15 protein-coding genes and 1 riboswitch are annotated in these 19,506 nt (G+C 63.7%); of the genes, 9 read left to right on the top strand and 6 right to left on the bottom strand.

What is annotated here, in order from left to right:
* Positions 1–64: 64 nt before the first annotated feature.
* Both J2X54_RS10830 and J2X54_RS10835 read left to right on the top strand, forming a co-directional pair.
* Positions 65–619: an alpha/beta hydrolase gene (locus tag J2X54_RS10830; RefSeq protein ID WP_070246725.1), complete on the top strand. Its 555-nt coding sequence runs from the start codon at positions 65–67 to the stop codon at positions 617–619.
* A complete protein-coding gene (locus J2X54_RS10835) occupies positions 620–2,725 on the top strand; it encodes a hypothetical protein (RefSeq protein ID WP_310180547.1) in 2,106 nt (701 codons plus the stop codon). It abuts the gene before it with no gap.
* 61 nt (positions 2,726–2,786) lie between these two features.
* Here J2X54_RS10835 and htpG read toward each other — a convergent pair whose 3' ends face one another.
* The 3 genes from htpG to J2X54_RS10850 all read right to left on the bottom strand — a co-directional run bounded on the left by htpG (position 2,787) and on the right by J2X54_RS10850 (position 7,621).
* Positions 2,787–4,700, bottom strand: a complete 1,914-nt coding sequence (gene htpG / locus J2X54_RS10840) for a molecular chaperone HtpG (protein WP_310180549.1) — start codon at positions 4,698–4,700, stop codon at positions 2,787–2,789.
* 161 nt (positions 4,701–4,861) lie between these two features.
* Positions 4,862–5,917: a PDDEXK nuclease domain-containing protein gene (locus tag J2X54_RS10845; protein ID WP_310180551.1), complete on the bottom strand. Its 1,056-nt coding sequence runs from the start codon at positions 5,915–5,917 to the stop codon at positions 4,862–4,864.
* Positions 5,918–5,929: 12 nt separating this feature from the next.
* On the bottom strand, positions 5,930–7,621 hold the full coding sequence (locus J2X54_RS10850; protein WP_310180553.1) for a PLP-dependent aminotransferase family protein: 1,692 nt from the start codon (positions 7,619–7,621) through the stop codon (positions 5,930–5,932).
* 97 nt (positions 7,622–7,718) lie between these two features.
* Between J2X54_RS10850 and J2X54_RS10855 the strand changes: the two genes are divergently transcribed.
* From J2X54_RS10855 to J2X54_RS10870, 4 genes are all read left to right on the top strand, one after another.
* Positions 7,719–8,651 carry a DMT family transporter gene (locus J2X54_RS10855; protein WP_310180555.1) on the top strand — a complete coding sequence of 311 codons (933 nt, stop codon included), beginning with the start codon at positions 7,719–7,721 and terminating at the stop codon, positions 8,649–8,651.
* A 101-nt stretch (positions 8,652–8,752) separates the two neighbouring features.
* Complete coding sequence (locus J2X54_RS10860) at positions 8,753–9,214, top strand: RidA family protein (protein WP_070246720.1); 462 nt, start codon at positions 8,753–8,755, stop codon at positions 9,212–9,214.
* Between the two features lie 80 nt (positions 9,215–9,294).
* A complete protein-coding gene (locus J2X54_RS10865; RefSeq protein WP_070246719.1) occupies positions 9,295–10,488 on the top strand; it encodes a PLP-dependent aminotransferase family protein in 1,194 nt (397 codons plus the stop codon).
* 338 nt (positions 10,489–10,826) lie between these two features.
* Positions 10,827–12,185: a diguanylate cyclase domain-containing protein gene (locus tag J2X54_RS10870; protein WP_310180559.1), complete on the top strand. Its 1,359-nt coding sequence runs from the start codon at positions 10,827–10,829 to the stop codon at positions 12,183–12,185.
* Between the two features lie 11 nt (positions 12,186–12,196).
* Here the strand turns inward: J2X54_RS10870 and J2X54_RS10875 are convergent, their stop codons facing one another.
* Both J2X54_RS10875 and J2X54_RS10880 read right to left on the bottom strand, forming a co-directional pair.
* Complete coding sequence (locus J2X54_RS10875; protein ID WP_070246717.1) at positions 12,197–12,397, bottom strand: hypothetical protein; 201 nt, start codon at positions 12,395–12,397, stop codon at positions 12,197–12,199.
* A 55-nt stretch (positions 12,398–12,452) separates the two neighbouring features.
* Positions 12,453–15,275: an insulinase family protein gene (locus J2X54_RS10880; protein ID WP_310180562.1), complete on the bottom strand. Its 2,823-nt coding sequence runs from the start codon at positions 15,273–15,275 to the stop codon at positions 12,453–12,455.
* 96 nt (positions 15,276–15,371) lie between these two features.
* Positions 15,372–15,522, top strand: a riboswitch (FMN riboswitch).
* Positions 15,523–15,626: 104 nt separating this feature from the next.
* On the opposite strand from J2X54_RS10880, the gene ribB reads away from it, so the two are divergent.
* The gene (gene ribB / locus J2X54_RS10885) at positions 15,627–16,295 is read left to right on the top strand and encodes a 3,4-dihydroxy-2-butanone-4-phosphate synthase (RefSeq protein WP_310180564.1); all 669 of its coding nucleotides are present in this window, start codon (positions 15,627–15,629) and stop codon (positions 16,293–16,295) included.
* Here the strand turns inward: ribB and J2X54_RS10890 are convergent.
* On the bottom strand, positions 16,292–17,677 hold the full coding sequence (locus J2X54_RS10890; protein WP_310180566.1) for an MFS transporter: 1,386 nt from the start codon (positions 17,675–17,677) through the stop codon (positions 16,292–16,294). The genes ribB and J2X54_RS10890 overlap by 4 nt on opposite strands.
* Before the next feature lie 111 nt (positions 17,678–17,788).
* Here J2X54_RS10890 and J2X54_RS10895 point away from each other — a divergent pair, with 111 nt between their 5' ends.
* Positions 17,789–18,655: a LysR family transcriptional regulator gene (locus J2X54_RS10895; protein ID WP_310180569.1), complete on the top strand. Its 867-nt coding sequence runs from the start codon at positions 17,789–17,791 to the stop codon at positions 18,653–18,655.
* Between the two features lie 91 nt (positions 18,656–18,746).
* Positions 18,747–19,505, top strand: coding sequence for an ABC transporter permease (locus tag J2X54_RS10900; protein ID WP_141749425.1), 759 nt, complete (start codon positions 18,747–18,749; stop codon positions 19,503–19,505).
* Position 19,506: the final 1 nt, after the last annotated feature.

Here is a 19,506-nt window from a genome sequence, read left to right on the forward strand (position 1 = left end):
GAAAAAAGTTCAAAAAAAGTTTTTCGGTAGAATCATGTCTCTTGGATCATCTATGGGAGTCGTTATGGCGCAAGAAGTACTGGTATTGGCAGGCCTGTGGAATTCCGGCCCCGCGCACTGGCAGAGCCACTGGGAACAACAGCACCCGGACTGGGTACGGGTGCCCCACCGCGACTGGGAGACGCCTGATGCCGACGAATGGGTGGCTGAACTGGACGCCGCCATCGCCCGCTGCGCCACGCCGCCGGTGCTGGTTGCCCACAGCCTGAGCTGCGCACTGGTCACGCGCTGGGCCGCATCGGGATCTGGCCACCAGGTGGCCGGCGCCTTCCTGGTGGCGCCTTCCGACACCGACGCCCCGTCCTACCCGGACTGCACCACCGGCTTCCAGCCGATGCAGCTGGCGCCACTGCCCTTCCCCACCCTGGTCATTGCCAGCAACAACGATCCGTACGTATCGATCGAGCGAGCGCGCGAATTCGCGCTGGCCTGGGGCAGCGTCTGCGTCGAGATCGGCGATGCCGGTCACATCAACGGCGACGCCGGCTACGGCGCCTGGCCGGAAGGCGCGCAACTGCTGGAAGAGTTTTGCGCCAGGCTGACGCTGGCAGGAGTCTGAATGCGGTGCTTGCCTCCTGCCAAGCTGCTTGCGGTGTTGTTGGCCGCAGCGCTTGCTTCCCCAGTCCATCTGGTCCACGCTGCACCGTTCTACGAGGGCAAATCCCTGGCCCACCCGGTCGTTACTTCCTCGCAGGACAGCGGTGCCGATATCGCCTTCATCAAGGAAGCCGGCGGCGTCACCGCTTACTACTGCGCCTGCACCGGGACGAACGGCGAGCCCCTGGCCAATGCCAAAGCGCGCAAGCTCGACACTTTCGGCAAGGCCGATATCCGTTCAGTGTTCTATGCTGCACTCGACCGCGATCCGGCGCCCGAGCACCAGACCATGCTGGTCCTGCTGCGCCTCGATGGCAAACAGGGCTTGCGCGCCTACCGCTACCACCAGGCCCTGGGCAACTACGTGCGACTGGCCGCCCTGCAGCCTGCGCTCGACCGCATTGCCAAGGCTGACACCGCGCTCAATGCCGCGCGCGTCAAGGCGGCGCTGGCGGAACTGGCGCCGCTCGACTACAGCGTGGACGGGCGCGTGGGTGGCAAAAGTGGCAACCCCGACTTCGACGGCGTCGACCACACTACCGGCACTGTCATGGGTTACTACACGGCCGATGGCCAGCGGGCGGCGCCGGACAGCAAGGATGCGGTCACGTACAAGAAGATTTTCGGGAAGAAGAACGGCCGCTTCCTCACCGCGACCTACACCCTGGACAGCGACATGGGCAGCAGCTTGCCCAATTACCGGCTCTGGCAACTGGCGTGGGAAACCGCGCCACAGGAATTTGACGGCAAACCCGATGGTCCCTCCGTGTTCTATAGCCTGGCATGGGATGACAACGCGGTCATCGAACGTGGCAACTACGTCAACGGCAAGCGCCAGGGCATGTGGGAGCGCAGCGGGCTGCGCGAAGGCGAAAGCAAGGGCGCTTACGTCAATGGCGTAGCCGAGGGTCAATGGCATTACGCGGGACCGCGCTTCAGCGAAGACGGCGTCTTGCGTGCCGGTAAGCGCGAAGGCCGCTGGACGGTCATCAACTATAACGGCGACGACGACGTGACCGGCTTCGACACTTATGCCGGCGGCGAGCTCAACGGACCTTACGAGCGCACCATGGGCAGCAAAGTCATCGAACGCGGCGAGTACGTCAAGGGCAGCCGGCAAGGCCCGTGGATTATCGACGACGGCCGGGGAGCGTTCCAGGATGATTTGCGCAGCGGACCCTGGACCTTCTTTTACCGGGATGGCGATGTCGCCACGACCATGCGCGCAAATTTTGTCAAAGGCAAGAAGCACGGTGAAGCAATCGCCACGACCGCCGACGGCAAGCTGCGCCTGCGCGACCACTACAATATGGACGTGCTCGACGGCGCCCGCACGCGCTACGCACCCGACGGCGCCGTGATCTATTCGGCCACCTACCGCAACGGCCAGCTGGACGGGCGCGAACGCGCCTACGACGACACCGGCAAGATCCTGCGACTCGACACCACGTGGAAGATGGGCAAAAAAGACGGGCTCCATGCACGCTACTACCCGAACGGCAAGCCCGAGCGGCTGGCGGTCATCAAGGGACAACTGGAAACCTGGTTGCGCGACTACGCGGAGAACGGCCAGCTGATCAACGATATCCGGCGCTGCAGCTTCAACGAATACCAGTGGGACCGGGACGATGTGTGTGATTATCACCGCACCTATTTTGCCAACGGCAAACCGGAATACGATTACGTGTTCCAGTTCGGCGCGCGCCAGGAGGGCCGCAGCTGGTACGCCAACGGCAAGGTGAAGGACGAGCTGCTGGTCGATCGTGTCGCGGACAGGTCGGTATTGAACACGTATTTCGAGAGTGGCCAGCTCAAGTGTACCGAACCGCGCATCGGCCACGACAAGCGTACCGTCAACGGCGTGGCCATGATCAGCTACGGCACGACCAACCGCGACGGCGACAATATCTGCTATCACCCCAACGGCAAGGTGGCCAGCATTTTCAGCTTCAAAAATGGCAAGGTGCTCGACTGCGGCAAGAAGTTCGACGAGACCGGCAAGCAGACGTCGCCGGGCCCGGAAGGATGCCCACCGCCCAAGAAGCCGCATTTTATCTTCGGCGAATAAAAAAATGGCCCGTCAGCGATGACAGGCCATGTGCGTCAGGCGACTTGCGCCTGGCCCGAGATTACTTCGCGCTCAGCAGCAGCTCGTTCAAGCGCTTGACGAACGAGGCCGGATCGGCCAGCGAACCGCCTTCGGCCAGCAGGGCCTGGTCGAACAGGATGTTGGCCCAGTCGGCAAACGAGCTGGCCACGTCTTCCGCCTTCAAACGCTGCACCAGCGGGTGGTCCGGGTTGATTTCCAGGATAGGCTTCGATTCCGGCGCGTTCTGGCCAGCCGCTTTCAACATGCGCAGCAGGTTGCCCGACAGTTCGTTTTCATCGGCCACCAGGCAGGCTGGCGAGTCGGTCAGGCGGAACGTCACGCGCACGTCCTTGGCCTTGTCGGCCAGCGCTTCCTTCATCTTGCCCACCAGGTCCTGGTACGAGGTCTGGGTTTCTTCGTGCTCTTTCTTCTCGGCTTCGTCTTCCAGCGCGCCCAGGTCGAGGCCGCCCTTGGCCACCGACACCAGTTCCTTGCCATCGAACTCGGTCAGGAACGACAACATCCATTCATCAACGCGGTCGGTCAGCAGCAGCACTTCCACGCCTTTCTTGCGGAAGATTTCCAGGTGCGGACTGTTCTTGGCGGCGACGTAATTGTCGGCCGTGACGTAATAAATCTTGTCCTGGCCTTCTTTCGCACGCGCCAGGTACTGCTCCAGCGAGACGGTCTGCTCGTCGTTGTCGTTGGCAGTCGAGGCAAAGCGCAGCAGCTTGGCCAGGCGGTCCTTGTTGGCCGCGTCCTCGCCGATGCCCTCTTTGAGCACCTGGCCGAACTCGGTCCAGAAGGTCGCGTACTTGTCTTTCTTTTCCTGCTCGTCGGCGTTGGCCAGCTCTTCCAGCATGCCGATCACACGCTTGGTCGAACCTTCGCGGATCACGCGCACGTCGCGCGACTCTTGCAGGATTTCACGCGAAACGTTCAGCGGCAGGTCGGCCGAGTCGATCACGCCCTTGACCATGCGCAGGTACGTCGGCATCAGCTGCTCGGCGTCGTCCATGATGAATACGCGCTTGACGTACAGTTTGAGGCCGCCACGCTTGTTGCGGTCCCACAGGTCGAACGGCGCCTTGGCCGGGATGTACAGCAGCTGGGTGTACTCGCTGCGGCCTTCCACGCGGTTGTGGGTGTAGGTCAGCGGCGACTGGAAGTCGTGCGAGACGTGCTTGTAGAACTCGTCGTACTGTTCCGGCGTGATCTCGGACTTGCTGCGGGCCCACAGGGCGCTGGCCTGGTTGACGGTTTCGGTCTCGTCGCGCAGGACGGTTTCCTTTTTCTCTTCGTCGTACTCTTCCTTCTGCATCACGATCGGCAGCGAGATATGGTCCGAGTACTTGCGGATGATCGATTTGAGCTTCCACGACGACAGGAACTCGTCCTCGCCTTCGCGCAGGTGCAGGATGATGTCGGTGCCACGGCCGGTTTTTTCGATCTGCTCGATCGAATAGTCGCCCTCGCCGCCCGATTCCCAGCGCACGCCTTCCGACGCATCGAGGCCGGCACGGCGGGTTTCCACGGTGATCTTGTCGGCGATGATGAAGCCCGAGTAGAAACCCACGCCGAACTGGCCAATCAGGGCCGCATCTTTTTGCTGGTCGCCCGACAGTTTGCCGAAGAATTCCTTGGTGCCCGACTTGGCGATGGTGCCCAGGTGCGAAATGGTCTCGTCGCGGCTCATGCCGATACCGTTGTCCGAGATGGTGATGGTGCGCGCGGCCTTGTCGAAGCCGACCTTGATCTTCAGCTCGTGGTCGTTGCCGTACAGGGCGTCGTTGTTGATCGCTTCAAAGCGCAGCTTGTCCGACGCGTCGGAGGCGTTGGAGATCAGCTCGCGCAGGAAGATTTCCTTGTTGGAGTATAGCGAGTGGATCATCAGCTGCAGCAGCTGTTTTACTTCCGCTTGAAAGCCAAGGGTTTGTTTTTCTGGTGCCGTCATTATGTCCTCGATGGAAAATGTTGTTGGTGTCCGGGTTATGGGGCTGACCACAAGAATTTCAAGGCCGCCCCTGCACTACGGGCGCCAGCATGATAACGCCTGTTTCGCTCTGGAAGCAAAGCCGGGTTGCGCGAGATGCCGACGCCGGGTTTTTTCGGATGTTAATTGTCGTTATCACGCTGTTGGGCCAGTTGCAAGCGGGCGCGCTCACGATCGAGTTCGGCACGAAGCTCTTCCTCGCTGGGCAGGATGAGTTTGTATTTGCTGGCGAATAATTGTTCATGGCCGTGCAACACAGAATAACGAACCACCGACGCGTCCTTGTGGGTGCACAATATGATGCCGACGGTAGGGTTATCGTCTGGTCCGCGTTTGAGATCGTCGTACATGCGTACATACATATCCATTTGCCCGATGTCCTGATGAGTAAGCTCGCCTCGCTTCAGGTCGAAAATAACGAAGCACTTGAGCAGGTAGTTGTAAAACACCAGGTCGACATAGAAGTCACGGCTCTCGGTGCTGATGCGCTGCTGGCGGGCGACAAAGGCGAAACCCTTGCCCAGTTCGAGCAGAAAAGCCTCTAGCTGCCCCATCAATGCTTGTTCGAGCTCACTTTCCAACAGCACCCCGGCTCCAGGCACGCCAAGGAACTCGAGCAGCACCGGATCGCGTACAAATTCCCGCGGATTCGCGTTCGCCTCAGTCATTCGGGTGGCCTCCTGTTCGACTGCGGCGCGGTCCCGGCTGGCCAGCAGGCGTTCGTAATACAGTGTGCCGATCTGACGTTCAAGCGCTCGCGAACTCCAGTTCTGGGCGGCCGCCTCGTTCATGTACCAGGTTCTGGCCGTTTCGCTATCGACCCGCAGCAAGGTACGATAGTGTGTCCAGCTCAATTCGTGACGCAGTGCGTCACACTTTGGAAAAGCGTGATAAAACAGGCGCATATACCGCAGGTTGGATGCATCGAAACCCTTACCAAACTCGGCTGTCAATGCCTTGGCCAGTTCGGGCAACAAGCGCTTGCCGTAAGCTGCGCGTGCGACACCGCCCTGTTCAAACTCGACGATATGACGCCCCAACTCCCAACAGGTTTGCACCTGGATGGTATCCACAGCGCGTAACGCGCGCTGGCGTGCCTGGCGGATTAATTCACCAAGCGTCATTAGCAGTGCCGGGATTTGATGTTGAGGTCCAGGCACGAGCGCGGGATCACTCATTTGCACAAGTTCCTATTTGATGTTGATCTTTTCCAAAAAACGCCATACCGCCGGTTCCTGCATCGCCGCCACGTTCAAGCGCATGAAGGTCGATGGCAGCTGGGTTGGTGAAAACAGGCTGCCGGGCGCCAGCAGCAGGTGTTCGGCCATGGCGCGCTCGGCCAGGGCGTTGGTGTCGCAGCCGGCGTCGGCCCAGACGAACATGCCGGCCGGCGCCGCGTGCACGACCGTTAATCCTACCCGCTCCATCTGGCGCAGGGTCTTGGCGCGCACGCTGTCGAGCCTGGCACGCACACGTTCGACATGCTTGCGGTACGAGCCTTCGGACAGCACTTTATACACTACCCGTTCGCCGATGTCGCTGGTGGTGAGCGTGGAGAGCATCTTGCGGTCGGCCAGCCGCTCGGCCCGCTCGAGCGAGGTGGCGATAAAGCCCACCCGCAGGTTGGCGGCCATGGTCTTGGAAAAGCCGCCGAGGTAGATCACCCGCTGCAACTGGTCGAGCGCGGCCAGCCGGGTGGCCGGCTGTACCGCGCTACCCGGGTGCAGATCGCAATAGATATCGTCCTCGACCAGGATGAAGTCGTGTTCTTCCGCCAGTTTGAGCACCTGGAACGCCTTGGCCGCCGACAGCGATGTCGAGCTGGGGTTGTGCAGTACCGAATTGATGATGAACAGCTTCGGTCGATGGATGGCGGCCAGTTCGGCCAGCCGGGCCACGTCGGGGCCGTCGCCCAGGCGTGGAATGCCGATCACCTTGGCGCCCAGCGCCGCAAACGAGCCAAACATCAAAAACCAGGCGGGATCATCGACAAAAATCGTGTCGCCGGGCCGGGAGAACTCGCGCGCGACCAGGTCCAGCGCCTGGGTGACGCCGGCGGTGGTGACGATCTGTTCCGGCGCGGCGGCGATTTCCAGCTCGGCCAGCTTGTGCTGCAACTGCTGGCGCAGCGGCAAAAAGCCCTGCGGCACGCCATAGTTGAGCAGCAAATTGGCATTCTGGCGGCTGACCGCGCGCAGCGCATTGGCGATCGCCGCGCCGTCGAGCCAGTCGGCCGGTAACACACCGGTGCCGGGCATGTGCTGGTGCGGCATCTGGCGGAACATATTACGGACCAGCCACACCACGTCGATCGGCTTGCTGGCCGGATCGCTGGCAGCGGTCGCGCTAAAGGCGGACTCGGCGGCGTTAAGCGCCATCGGCAAGCGTTCGCGCACGAAAAAGCCGGCGCCGCGCCGCGATTCCAGGTAACCGGCGGCCACCAGCTTGTCGTAGCTGGCCACCACCGTGAACGGCGACACGCCATGGGTGGCCGCGAACGACCGGATCGACGGCATGCGCGCGCCACCGCGCAGCAGGCGCCCATCGATGCGGGCCGCTACCGAGCGGACGATCTGGTCGATCAGCGTTTCGCCCGAGTCGCGCGACAGCAGGCCAACCATGGCGCCCGCTGCCGGCCGCGTGACTGGCCGCGTGGCTGACGTTGCTGCCACGGAGGCGGCTGCCGTGGCGCCCCTGGACTGTATGGCAGCGCGCGGCATAGCCCGCCCCGAGTCGGCTACATCCGAAGGCAAGCCGGCGATTGCCGCCGTCTCCTTACCGGCTTCGCGCTCGGCCTGCGCCGCCAGCGCCTCGGCCACGGCTTGCGCCGCGCGGGAGGCGGCCGCGCCGAGCATCGAAGGCAGGTTTCTTGTATTGGTCATCTCACCATCACAGTGCAAGTCATTATATGGTCAAGTGTACCGGCACTGTACTGGTTTTGTCACGTAGCATGAATACCATCGATACCAGGGCGACACCATGACCGCATACACCATATCCGCTTCCATCACTTCCGACGATTCCAGGGGCATGTTGCTGGGCCTGGCAGGCGTGGCCATCTTCAGCCTGACCCTGCCCTTCACCCGCCTGGCCGTGGGCGGCACCGACTTCGCACCCGATGGGCTGTCGCCGATGTTCGTGGCGCTGGCCAGGGCGCTGGGCGCGGCGGTGCTGGCCGGCGCCTGGCTGGTGTGGCAGCGCGCCAGCTGGCCGCCGCGCGGCGCCTGGCTGCCGCTGACACTGGTGGCGCTCGGCTGCGTGATCGGCTTTCCGTGGCTGACCTCGATCGCCATGCGTACCCTCCCCGCCGCCCACGGCGCCGTGCTGGTCGGCATCCTGCCGCTGGCCACCGCCGTGTTTGCCGCCCTGCTCGGCGGCGAAAAGCCGTCGCGCGGTTTCTGGATCATGGCCGTGTGCGGCTCGGCGCTGGTGGCGGGCTTTGCGCTGCGCCAGGGCGGCGCCGGGTTGCACGCGGCCGACCTGGCCATCTTTGCCGCCGTGCTGCTGGCAGCCATGGGGTACGCAGCCGGCGGCCGGCTGTCGCAAACCCTGGGCGGCCAGCACACCATCTGCTGGGCGCTGGTGCTGGCCGCGCCGCCACTGGTGCCGGTCGTGGCCTGGCTGTGCTGGCGCGACGCGGCACTGATCGCGGCGGCCGATCCCGCCGCCTGGGCCGGGTTTGCCTATACGTGCGTGTTTTCGATGTTTATCGGCTTCTTTTTCTGGTATCGCGGCATGGCGCTGGGCGGCGTGGCCCGGGTGGGCCAGGTGCAACTGGTGCAACCGTTTTTGAGCCTGCTGGGCGCGGCCGTGTTCCTGGGCGAAGCGCTCGACTGGCAAACTGTGGTTTTCGCAATCGCCGTGATCGCCACGGTAGGCGTCGGCCGCAAAATGGGGGTAAAACGGCGTTGAAACCGTGGACTATCTGGTTTTTTTCCCGTATGGAGGCAGAGCCTGCGTCAAGAGTACAATAACGGCCACCGATTAATTTTTTTCACAAGTCTGGAGACGCCATGTCTGTCTACGAAAAACTCGAAGCGCTCGATATCACCCTGGCCGCGCCTGCAACGCCGGCCGCCGCCTACGTCATGTACGCACAGACCGGCAACCTGGTGTTCCTGTCGGGCCATATCGCCAAGCGCGCCGATGGCAGCGTATGGACTGGCCAGCTGGGCAAGAATATCGAGACCGCCGAAGGCAAGCAGGCCGCGCGCGCCATCGCCATCGACCTGATCGGCACGCTGCAGGCGGCCGTAGGCGGCGACCTCACCCGCGTCAAGCGCATCGTCAAGGTGATGAGCCTGGTGAACTCCACCAGCGATTTCACCGAGCAGCACCTGGTGACCAATGGCGCTTCCGAGCTGCTGGGTGAAGTCTTCGGCGACGCCGGCAAGCATGCCCGCTCGGCCTTCGGCGTGGCGCAGATCCCGATGGGCGCCTGCGTCGAAATCGAACTGATCGCAGAAGTCGCCTGAGCAATCCGAATAAAGGCGCTGACTAAGGCGCTGAATAAAGGCGCCGCAGCGCGCTAGTTGAACCCACCTAGTGAGACCGTATGAAAATCGAGAACCCGAATCCGATCCAGTGGCGCTTTGCCGAACGCGCGGAGCAGCTAAAAGCTTCGTTCATTCGCGAAATCCTCAAGATCACCCAGCAGCCGGAAATCATTTCGTTCGCCGGCGGCCTGCCGTCGCCGCTGACGTTCCCGGTCGAGGAAATGCAGGTCGCCTACGACAAGGTGCTGCGCGAAAACGGTAAAGTGGCGCTGCAATACGGTCCGACCGACGGCTACCTGCCGCTGCGCCAGTGGATCGCCGATTCGCTGTCCACCGAAGGCGCCAAAATCGTGCCGGAACAGGTGCTGATGACGTCGGGTTCGCAACAGGCGCTGGACCTGCTGGGCAAGGTGCTGATCGACGAAGGCAGCCGGGTGCTGGTGGAAACGCCGTCGTACCTGGGCGCGCTGCAGGCGTTCTCGGTGTACCGTCCGCAATTCAAGTCGGTGGACACCGACGACCACGGCCTGGTGCCGTCGTCGCTGGCGCCGGTCGCCGAAGGCGCGCGCCTGCTGTATGCGCTGCCCAACTTCCAGAACCCGACCGGCCGCACGCTGTCGGCCCCGCGCCGGGTGGAGCTGGTGGAAACCTGCGCTCGCCTGGGCCTGCCGCTGATCGAGGACGATCCGTACGGCGCGCTCAGCTATCAAGGCGATCCGCTGCCGAAAATGGTGGCGATGAACCCGGACGGCGTGATCTACATGGGCTCGTTCTCGAAGGTACTCACCCCGGGCATCCGCCTCGGTTACGTGGTGGCGCCGCTGCCGCTGGTGCGCCGCCTGGAACTGGCCAAGCAGGCCGCCGACCTGCACACCTCGCAACTGACGCAAATGGTCGTGCACGAGGTGATCAAGGATGGGTTCCTGCAACAGCACATCCCGAAAATCCGCAGCCTGTACGGCAACCAGTGCCAGGTCATGCTTGACGCCATGGCCCAGTACTTCCCGGCCGGCGTGGAATGGACCAGGCCCGAAGGCGGCATGTTCATCTGGGTAACCCTGCCCAAGCACATCAACGCCATCGCCCTGCTCGACGAGGCGATCGCCCAGAAAGTGGCCTTCGTCCCCGGCGCGCCGTTCTACGCCAACGACCCGGCCACCAACACGCTGCGACTGTCGTTCGTGACGGTGGCGCCGGAGCGCATCCGCATCGGCATCGAAATTCTCGGCAAGCTGATCGCGGCCAAGATCTGAGTTGGTCCTATCGCCTCATCCCGGGCGGCGCGCGCCGCCCGAATTCTCCCTGCACAAATACAACACTTGCCGATTCCATATCCTTATCGGTACGCGCCATATCGTGGCAAAATCAGTAAAGTTCCTGGCAGAAATAACAATGTTAATGAAGAAACCCGGCGAATCCGGGGTCCGGGCAGGTTGCATCGTCTCTCCCTGAAGAATACCCGAAGCTAATTTTCACCTTTACTGCAGTCAAAGTTGTATGATTTAAGGCCATCACCACTCTTAAATCAAGGCAATTCATTGTTCAACTGTGCAGAATTTATCCCCGTTCACCCGACTGCTAAGGATGCGCCATGACGCCCGAAATCCTCGGCATGGCGGGGCGGCGCGATGCTGCTGTCCTGATCGTCGATGACGCGCCGGAGAACCTGGCCGCGTTGCGCAAACTGATGGTCGAGCAAGGCTACCAGGCCTTTGTCGCCACCTCGGGCGAGCGGGCGCTCAAGATTGCGCGCCGGGTCCAGCCAGACTTGATCCTGCTCGACGTGATGATGCCGGGGCTGGACGGTTTCGACACCTGCCGCCAGTTGAAGGGCAATCCCGCCACTGCACGCATCCCGGTGATCTTCATGAGCGCGCGCACCGGCACCGACGACGTGGTGGCCGGTTTCGACCTTGGCGCGGTCGATTACATCGGCAAGCCGTTGCGCATGGCCGAAGTGTGCGCACGGGTGCGTACCCAGTTGCAGATCCGCGTGAACGTGGAATCGCAGGAAGAACAGGCCGAGCGCTTGCGCACCATCGTCAACAACATGGCCGAGGGCCTGCTGATCATCGAGGCCGACGGCCGCATCCAGTTTACCAATCCGGCCTGCGATAAATACCTGGGCTACCAGGAGAACGCACTGGCCGGCAGCCATATCTCCGACCTGCTCAACCCGCTGGTGGCGCAGGAATACCTCGAGTATTTCAGCCGCTACGCCAGCGCGCCAGGCGCCGCCCACCACCACGGCACGCGCGAGGTGATCATCCGCCACCGCAACGGCAGCTTGGTGTGCATGGACCTGACGCTCACGCCGATGTACCTGCGCCAGCCGCTGTTCATCGGCCTGCTGCACGACATCACCCACCACAAGCAGTCGGAAGACGCGCTGCAGCGCGCGGCCATGGTCGACCCGCTGACCAAGATCGCCAACCGCCGCCACTTCGACAACTTCCTGGAAAAGGAATGGCAGCGCGCCATGCGCAGCGGCCAGCCGCTGTCGCTGGTGGTGCTCGACGTCGATCACTTCAAGCTGTATAACGACACGCTGGGCCACCCGGCAGGCGACGCCTGCCTGCAGCAGGTGGCGCAGTCGATCGCCTCGCACGCGATGCGCACCACCGACCTGGCGGCACGCTACGGCGGCGAGGAGTTCGTGCTGCTGTTTGCCGAAACCCCGTGCGACGCGGCATGCCTGCTGGCCGAGGCGATCCGCGCCCACATCGAAGCGCTGCAAATTCCGCATCCGCGTTCAACCACGTCGGCGTGGCTGACGGTGAGCATCGGCGTGGCGACCATCCTGCCGCACCAGCTGGACAACACCGAATCGCTGTTCGTGGCCGCCGACCGCGCCATGTACGTGGCCAAGGAAGGTGGCCGCAACCAGGTGCGGTGTTCCAACACCGGCAGCGCCGCGCTCGATGCGGTCAAGGCGTTGATGGCCGGTTGATGACCAAATAATTAAGCCAGGGCCTCCTTGGCCGCTTCTTCGGGCGTGAGGCCATCGTAGAACTGGTCGGTGAACCACTCGATCTGTTCTTCGATATGTTCCTGCGCCTGGTCCACGGTGGCGCCGCCAGCGACCAGGAAACCTTCGACCTCGATGCACCAGTGGATCAGCGCCAGGGTTTCCTCGTCCAGTTCTTCTTTCTTCTTTGCCATGATCAGCCTCTGCTACGTGTATGAATGCAAGGCGCCAGTGTAACAGGCGCCCTGCTTACTTTTGCGGATACAGCACCACCTGCACATAGTTTTGCAGGTCGAAGTAGCGCTGCGCCGCCTGCGCCACGTCGGCTGGCGTGACGGCAGCGAGGCGCTGCTCGAACGTGAGGATTTCCTGCGGATCGGTGCCGTTCACAAAGGCGTTCTGCAAGGAGCCCATCCAGTAGCCGTTTTCGCGCATGCTCTTGCGGTAGGCGCGCAGCATCGAGGCCTTGACCTTGTCCAGGTCCGCCACCTGCGCGCCCTGCTGCTTGACCGTTTCGATCTCGGCAAACGTGGCGGCCAGCACCTTGCCGACGTTTTCGGGCGCGCACGGCAGGTTGGCGTTGATGGCGTAGCTGGCGTACGGCTGGCGGTTGAGCGAGCCGCTCAGGTCCGCGCTGTAGATCGCGCCCATTTTCTCGCGCAGCACTTCGATCAGCTTGATGTTGAGGACCTCGGTAAGCACGCGCATGCGCAGCGCATCTTCGCGCGTATAGGGCGCCTCGCCGGTAAACGACAGCGAGATCACGCTCTTTTGCTCGGCGCCCGCGTGTACCTCTTTCTTGATCACGCCGCGCACCGGACGGATGCCCTCGTCGCGGAAGGCGGTGGCAATCGGCCCGGTGGGCAGGCTGGCCAGGTAGGTGGCGATCAGGGGCTTGATCTTCTCGACATCGAAGCTGCCGACGATGAAGAAGGTGAAATCGCGCGCACTGGCCATGCGGCTGGTGTACAGGTCAAACACGCGGTCGAGCGAGAGCTGGTCGAAGTCGGCCGGTTTGGCCAGGCGCCGCACGCGCGGGCTGTCGTTGTACAGCGTGCGGCTGACGGTATCGTAGAACACCGACTCTGGCCGCACCAGGTTGTTCTGCGCCAGCTCGCGCTGGCGGTCGACAAAGGCGCTGTAGATGACCGGGTCCTTGCGCGGCTGGGTCATTTGCAGGTACGTCAGTTGCAGCATGGTTTCGATGTCGTCGCGGCCCGCTTCGCCGCGCACCGCTTCATTGAGCGCACTGACGCGGGCGCTGGCACTGACGCTCTTACCGGCCAACATTTTCACCAGGTCGCTGGGCGAATAATCGAGCACGCCCATCTGGTTGACGATGCTGCTGGCGTAGTGCGCAGCAAAGAGATCGCGGTCCTCGAACAGCGACCAGCCGCCGTAGCGCAGCCCACCCATCAGCACCTCGTCGTTATTGAAGTCGGTGGGCCGCAGCACCACGCGCACGCCGTTACTGAGCACCAGGTCGGTGGTGCCCAGCTTGTCGTTGGTGGTCTGCTTGACGATGCTGCCTGCCACCGGCCTGGCCGGCATCAGCTGGCTGCCGTACACCTTCTCTTCGTTGGCCTTGACGCTGATCTTCTCGGCGGCGGTGGCCAGCGCCAGCAGTTCGGCAGGCTTGGGCGCGGGTGCGCCCGGCTTGTCGATGCCGGTGTAGATCACCAGCTTGCTCTGGTTGTCGGGAATCGCCGCGCGCATGGCAGCGTTGACCTCGTCCAGCGTAATGCCTGGGATAAGCTGCTGGGCGTACTGGTACTCGTTCACCACGCCGGGGATCGACTCGCCCTCGAGGAAGTTGCGGATATATTCGGCCGCGTAGCCAGCCGAATCGGACTTGTCGCGCTCCTGGTACATATTCTCGTAACTGCGCAACATGCCCTTCCTGGCACGTTCCAGCTCCGACGCGGTAAAGCCGAACTGGCGCGCGCGCTCGTCCTCGGCCACCAGCGCATTGATGGCCGGCGCCACCCCGCCCTTGCCCAGCACCGCACCGGCGCCGAACGAGCGGTAGCCGCGCACAATCTTGCTCATGCCGCTGCCGCCCTGCAGGAACGGCGGGTTGGCCTGCTGCGTCAATTCGACCATGCGCTGGCTGAGGATGGAGGCGCCGATCGACTCGATCAGCTTCTGGCGATAGTCGCGCAGCGTGTTCTCGGCCGGCCAGGGCTGGATCGGATAACGGATGTAGATGGTGTTGGTGCTCATCTCCTTGTCGGTGACGACCAGCCCTTCGGACTCCTGGCGCTCGGGGATGGTGACGTACACGCGCGGGCGCGGGTTGGCCGGATTTTTCAGCCTGCCGAAATGGCGCTCGATCAGCTTTTGCGCCTGGTCCGGATCGATGTCGCCCACCGCCACCACCGCCATCAGGTCGGGCCGGTACCAGTCGCGGTAGAAGCGCTTGATGGCGTCGTAGTTGAAATTGCGGATGATCTGCTCTTTGCCGATCGGCAGCCGCTCGGCATAGCGTGAGCCATTGAGCACCTTGGGCAGCAGCACCTTGTTGACGCGGTCTTCGACGCCTTTGCCGATACGCAGTTCCTCGAGCACGATCCCGCGCTCGCTGTCGATGTCGGCGTCGTTCATCGACAGGCCATGGGCCCAGTCTTCCAGCACCTGGAAGCCCTGGTCCACCACTTTCGGATTGTCGGTGGGGATGGGCAGGATGTACACCGTTTCGTCGAAAGTGGTGTAGGCATTGAGGTCGGCGCCGAACTTCACGCCGATCGACTGCAGGTACGATACCAGCTCGTTGCGCTTGAAATTGGTGGAACCATTGAAGGCCATGTGCTCGGTGAAGTGGGCCAGGCCCTGCTGGTCGTCGTCCTCCAGGATCGAACCGGCCTTGACCACCAGCCGCAGTTCGAGCTTGTTTTCCGGACGCGGGTTTTTGTGGATGTAGTACGTCAGGCCGTTGGCCAGTTTGCCGGTCTTGACCAGGGGGCTGGTGGGAAGGTTGCTGGAGAGGGACAGCGACGGCGCGACCGTGGCTTCGGCCTGCGCCAGCAAAGAGCAAGACAGCAGCGCGGCGGCCAGGATGATTCTGATCTTCATTCGAGATGCATATAAATTAAGGTAACCAGCTACCTTACACCGAATTGCGAAAATTGGGCTAGAATCGTCGCGCGCCTGCCATCCGGCAGGCGCCAACAACGTCTTCGGGGCGGGGTGCGATTCCCCACCGGCGGTAAGACCGGCAACGGTCATAGCCCGCGAGCGCCCTGGCGGTTCAGCGCCAGGGGTCAGCAGACCTGGTGCGACTCCAGGGCCGACGGTATAGTCCGGATGAAAGAAGATGTGCGGTAACGCGGCCTCCCCGCGCCCAGGTGTTCTGCCTGCGCGTGGCGGGCTGCGCGTATCTGCTTGCCCTGTCGCGTTTTTCGCTTACAGCGAGGAGCGTTTTCCATGTTCGACCTGCAATCCGTAGCCCCCCTTAACACTTCCCCTCTCGTGTCCGACGACCTCGAAGGCCGCATTGCCGCCGCCCTGGACGCCATGCGCGCCGGTGTTCCGGTCATCCTGCTCGACGATTTCGACCGCGAGAACGAAGCGGACCTGATCGTCGCCGCCGAAAAGATCACCATCCCCACCATGGCCACCCTGATCCGCGAATGCAGCGGCATCGTGTGCCTGTGCCTCCCCGCCGACAAGGTGCGCGAGCTGGAGTTGCCACCGATGGCGCTTGACAACGGCAGCCGCTACGGCACGCCGTTCACGGTGTCGATCGAAGCGCGCGACGGCGTCACCACGGGCGTTTCGGCTGCCGACCGGGTGACCACCATCCGTGCCGCCATTGCCGCCGACGCCAGGCCGCACGACCTGGTCCACCCGGGCCACGTGTTCCCGCTGCGCGCCACACCGGGCGGCGTGCTGGCGCGCAAAGGCCACACCGAAGGCTCGGTGGACCTGGCCACCATGGCCGGTCTGCAACCGGCGGCGGTGCTGTGCGAATTGATGAACCCCGATGGCACCATGATGCGCGGAGCCGACATCGAAGCGTTCGCCGCGTTGCATGCGATGCCGATCCTCACCATCGCCGAGATGATCGCCTGGCGCGGGAAGCACGGAGTTTAAGTCCGCTCGCCTGCCTTGACATAGCGATAAACCAGCGAGCACGCCGTCGCATACGCGGCGGCGACCAGCCCGAATGCCCATGGCAGCCGTACCGCCCACCCGGGCGCCATGTGCAGCACAGCGCCCATGGCGGCCACACCCACCAGCGCGCCGACCTGGCGGTTGGCGTTGAGCGCGGCGGCAGCGCTGTTGGCATAGTCGCGGCCCGCCACCAGCATGACGGTGGCGGTCATGCCGGGAATGGCGATGCCGATGGCGACATTCATCACCATCGTCACAGCGATCAAATACCAGTACGGCGACTGCGGCGTCATCGTCGTCAGCATCACCAGGGCGGCCACCAGCCCCACCAGCAAGCCATACAGCATCGGCGCGCGCGGTCCCACCCGCGCCGAGATGCGGCCCGACGTCAGGTTGCCGATGGCAAAAGCGGCCATCATGGGAATCAGCCGCACGCCCGTCTCCAGCGCATCGGCGCCGCGCTCCTGTAAAAACAGGCTCAGTAAAAACAGCTGGCCATACACGGCGAAGTTGATCGTGAAGCCCACGCCGTTGGCGGCCGCAAAGGCCGGCGTGGCGAACAGCGCGCGTGGAATCAGCGGGTGCGCACCCTGTTTCTCGCGCGCCACCAGCCAGGCGCCCACGGCCAGCGTGGCCAGCGCCGCCGCCAGCACCGGGATTGAGGTCCAGCCCAGCACCGGTCCTTCGATCAGCACGAAACTCAGGCCGGCCAGCAAAGCCACGCCCAGCGCATGGCTCCACAGCGACAACGCACGGCGGTTGGCCTGCGTGGCCGGCGCCACGATGTGCGCCAGCGCGATGCCGGCCACGCCGATCGGCACATTCACCCAGAACACGCTGCGCCAGCCGAATTCGTGGACCAGCAAGCCGCCGACCAGCGGCCCGGCCGCCGACGAGCAGCCAACGATGGCCGACCAGGTGGCCAACATGCGGGTGCGCGTGGCCGGGTCCTCGTAGGCGTGGGTGAGCAGGCTCAGGGAACTGGGCATGAACAGCGCCGCGCCGGCCCCCTGCAACAGGCGCGCAGCGACGAGCGCCCCGCCACTGGGCGCCAGCGCGCACAGCACCGAGCCGAGGATGAACACGGCCAGGCCGCCCTGGTAGACAGCTTTGGGGCCGAAGCGGTCGGCCAGCGCACCGCCGGCCATCAGGAGCGCGGCAAAGGTCAGCGTGTAGCCATCCACCACCCACACCAGGCCGGCGAGCGGCACGGCCAGGCTGGTGGAAATATCGGAAAGCGCGGTGTTGACGGCGGTGACGTCGATCATCGCCATCACGAAGCCGATGGCCAAGGTGGTCAGCACCAGCAACGGCGCAAATTCGCGGGCCGGCGCGGCGGCCGGCAAAACGGGGGTGGTCATGAGCAGTCCTTGTCTGAAGGGCCTCATCTTAGGCAGCTTGCAGAATGCGGTAAAGACGCATAACATCGGCACCCCGATGCAAAAATGCATCGCACGCTCGAAAGACATCGCATGGACTGGGACAACGCCCGGATTTTTCTCGCCATCTACCGCGCCAGCACGCTGCGCGCTGCCGCCGGACAGCTCGGCATCGACCAGGCCACGGTGGGGCGCCGCTTGAATGCGCTGGAGGACTCGCTCGGTGCGCGGCTGTTCCTGCGCACGCCGTCCGGCTACCTGGCTACCCCGGCAGGGGAACTGGCCGTAACCGCCGCCCAGGCCATGGAGGCGGCCGCACTGCAATTCCAGCGCGAGATGCAGGGCATCGACAACCGCCTGTGCGGCGTGGTGCGGGTGACCACGTCCGACACCATGGCGGCCACCTTCGTGGTGGACGCCATGCGGCGCCTGCACGCAGCCCATCCGGCCATCCGCATCGTGCTCACCACCGGCACCGAAATCACCAGCCTCACGCGGCGCGAAGCCGACCTGGCGGTGCGCACGCTCAAACCCACCAGCCCCGACCTGATCTCGCGCCACCTGGTCAAGCGCAGCATGGGCCTGTACGCGGCGCCGTCGTATCTGGCGCTGCGCGGTACGCCGGAGCAAGGCGTGGGACTGGCCGGCCACGACATCGTGGTATACCAGGGCAGCGTGGCGCCGCGCCACCGCGACAAGATCTGCCGCGAGCCGGTCACCAACGCGCGCGTGGCGATCGAAGTCAATAGCGGCCTGATGCTGCTCGACGCCGCCCGCAAGGGCATGGGCGTGGCCGAACTGCCGTGCCACATGGCCGACGGCGACCCGCTGCTGGTGCGCGTGTGGCCCGACCGGGTGGATCATTACGACGTCTGGCTGGTGATGCACGGCGACCTGAGCCGCAGCGCCCGCGTGCGCGCCGCCGCCGACGCCATCATCGAGAGCTTTCCCGGCGCATGAAGACCGCGCATCCGTACGCCATACCGGGCAATGCGAATGCTAAGATGCCAAGATGAGCGTTCATCCATCACATCCCATTCAGCCAAATATCGTGCGTCGGCTGCACCGCGGCGCCGTGGCGTGGATACTGGACTGGTGGCGGCTGCTCAATTTCTCGGTGCTGATGCTCACCGTGGGCGTGATGCCGGCCACATATCGCAAAGATAACCGTCGCATCCTGGCGCACCACCTGGTGCGCGACACGGTGCCCAACCTGGTGTGGTTCGGCGTGCTGTCGGCGCTGGTGAGCCTGGTGCTGATCCGCATCGTGGTGGTCACCTCGCAAAGCTACGGCCTCACCCGCTATGCGCTCGACCTGGTGGTGCGGGTGCTCACGCTCGAACTCATTCCGCTCACGGCTGCCGCTTTCGTGGCGCTGCGCACCACGCTGCCGACCGGGCTGGAGTTTTCACAAAGCCGCAAGGCCGGCGCGGCCGCCACTCTGGACGAGCTGCGCAGCGCCTTTTTCCCGCGCGTGGCCACCGGCATCTTCGCGGTCTGGATGCTGGCCGCAGTATCATGCGTGCTCACGCTGGTGCTGGCGTACCTGACGCTGTATGGCTTCACGCCGTACGCCCTGCCCGGCTACACGCGCGTGGTGGGACAGGTGTTCAATCCGGCCGTCGCCATGATCCTGGCGCTCAAGATCATTTTCTTCAGCCTTGCGGTGGGCCTGATCCCGATGGCCTCGTCGTTCTATTACGGCGCCAGCTACCGGGCCAAGGTCACGCACGGCCTGTCGGACATGGTGCGGCTGTTCGCGGTGATCCTGCTGATCGAAGTGGCATCGCTGATGGGTAACTACTACTAGG

The sequence above is a fragment of the Duganella sp. 3397 genome (assembly GCF_031456625.1).
GTDB lineage: Bacteria > Pseudomonadota > Gammaproteobacteria > Burkholderiales > Burkholderiaceae_D > Rugamonas > Rugamonas phyllosphaerae.

Coding starts and splice junctions, on each gene's coding strand:
- htpG (WP_310180549.1), bottom strand. CDS start 4,700: ATGACGGCACCAGAAAAACAAACCCTTGGCTTTCAAGCGGAAGTAAAA.
- J2X54_RS10845 (WP_310180551.1), bottom strand. CDS start 5,917: ATGAGTGATCCCGCGCTCGTGCCTGGACCTCAACATCAAATCCCGGCA.
- J2X54_RS10850 (WP_310180553.1), bottom strand. CDS start 7,621: ATGACCAATACAAGAAACCTGCCTTCGATGCTCGGCGCGGCCGCCTCC.
- J2X54_RS10870 (WP_310180559.1), top strand. CDS start 10,827: ATGACGCCCGAAATCCTCGGCATGGCGGGGCGGCGCGATGCTGCTGTC.
- ribB (WP_310180564.1), top strand. CDS start 15,627: ATGTTCGACCTGCAATCCGTAGCCCCCCTTAACACTTCCCCTCTCGTG.
- J2X54_RS10880 (WP_310180562.1), bottom strand. CDS start 15,275: ATGAAGATCAGAATCATCCTGGCCGCCGCGCTGCTGTCTTGCTCTTTG.
- J2X54_RS10835 (WP_310180547.1), top strand. CDS start 620: ATGCGGTGCTTGCCTCCTGCCAAGCTGCTTGCGGTGTTGTTGGCCGCA.
- J2X54_RS10830 (WP_070246725.1), top strand. CDS start 65: ATGGCGCAAGAAGTACTGGTATTGGCAGGCCTGTGGAATTCCGGCCCC.
- J2X54_RS10895 (WP_310180569.1), top strand. CDS start 17,789: ATGGACTGGGACAACGCCCGGATTTTTCTCGCCATCTACCGCGCCAGC.
- J2X54_RS10855 (WP_310180555.1), top strand. CDS start 7,719: ATGACCGCATACACCATATCCGCTTCCATCACTTCCGACGATTCCAGG.
- J2X54_RS10865 (WP_070246719.1), top strand. CDS start 9,295: ATGAAAATCGAGAACCCGAATCCGATCCAGTGGCGCTTTGCCGAACGC.
- J2X54_RS10875 (WP_070246717.1), bottom strand. CDS start 12,397: ATGGCAAAGAAGAAAGAAGAACTGGACGAGGAAACCCTGGCGCTGATC.
- J2X54_RS10890 (WP_310180566.1), bottom strand. CDS start 17,677: ATGACCACCCCCGTTTTGCCGGCCGCCGCGCCGGCCCGCGAATTTGCG.
- J2X54_RS10860 (WP_070246720.1), top strand. CDS start 8,753: ATGTCTGTCTACGAAAAACTCGAAGCGCTCGATATCACCCTGGCCGCG.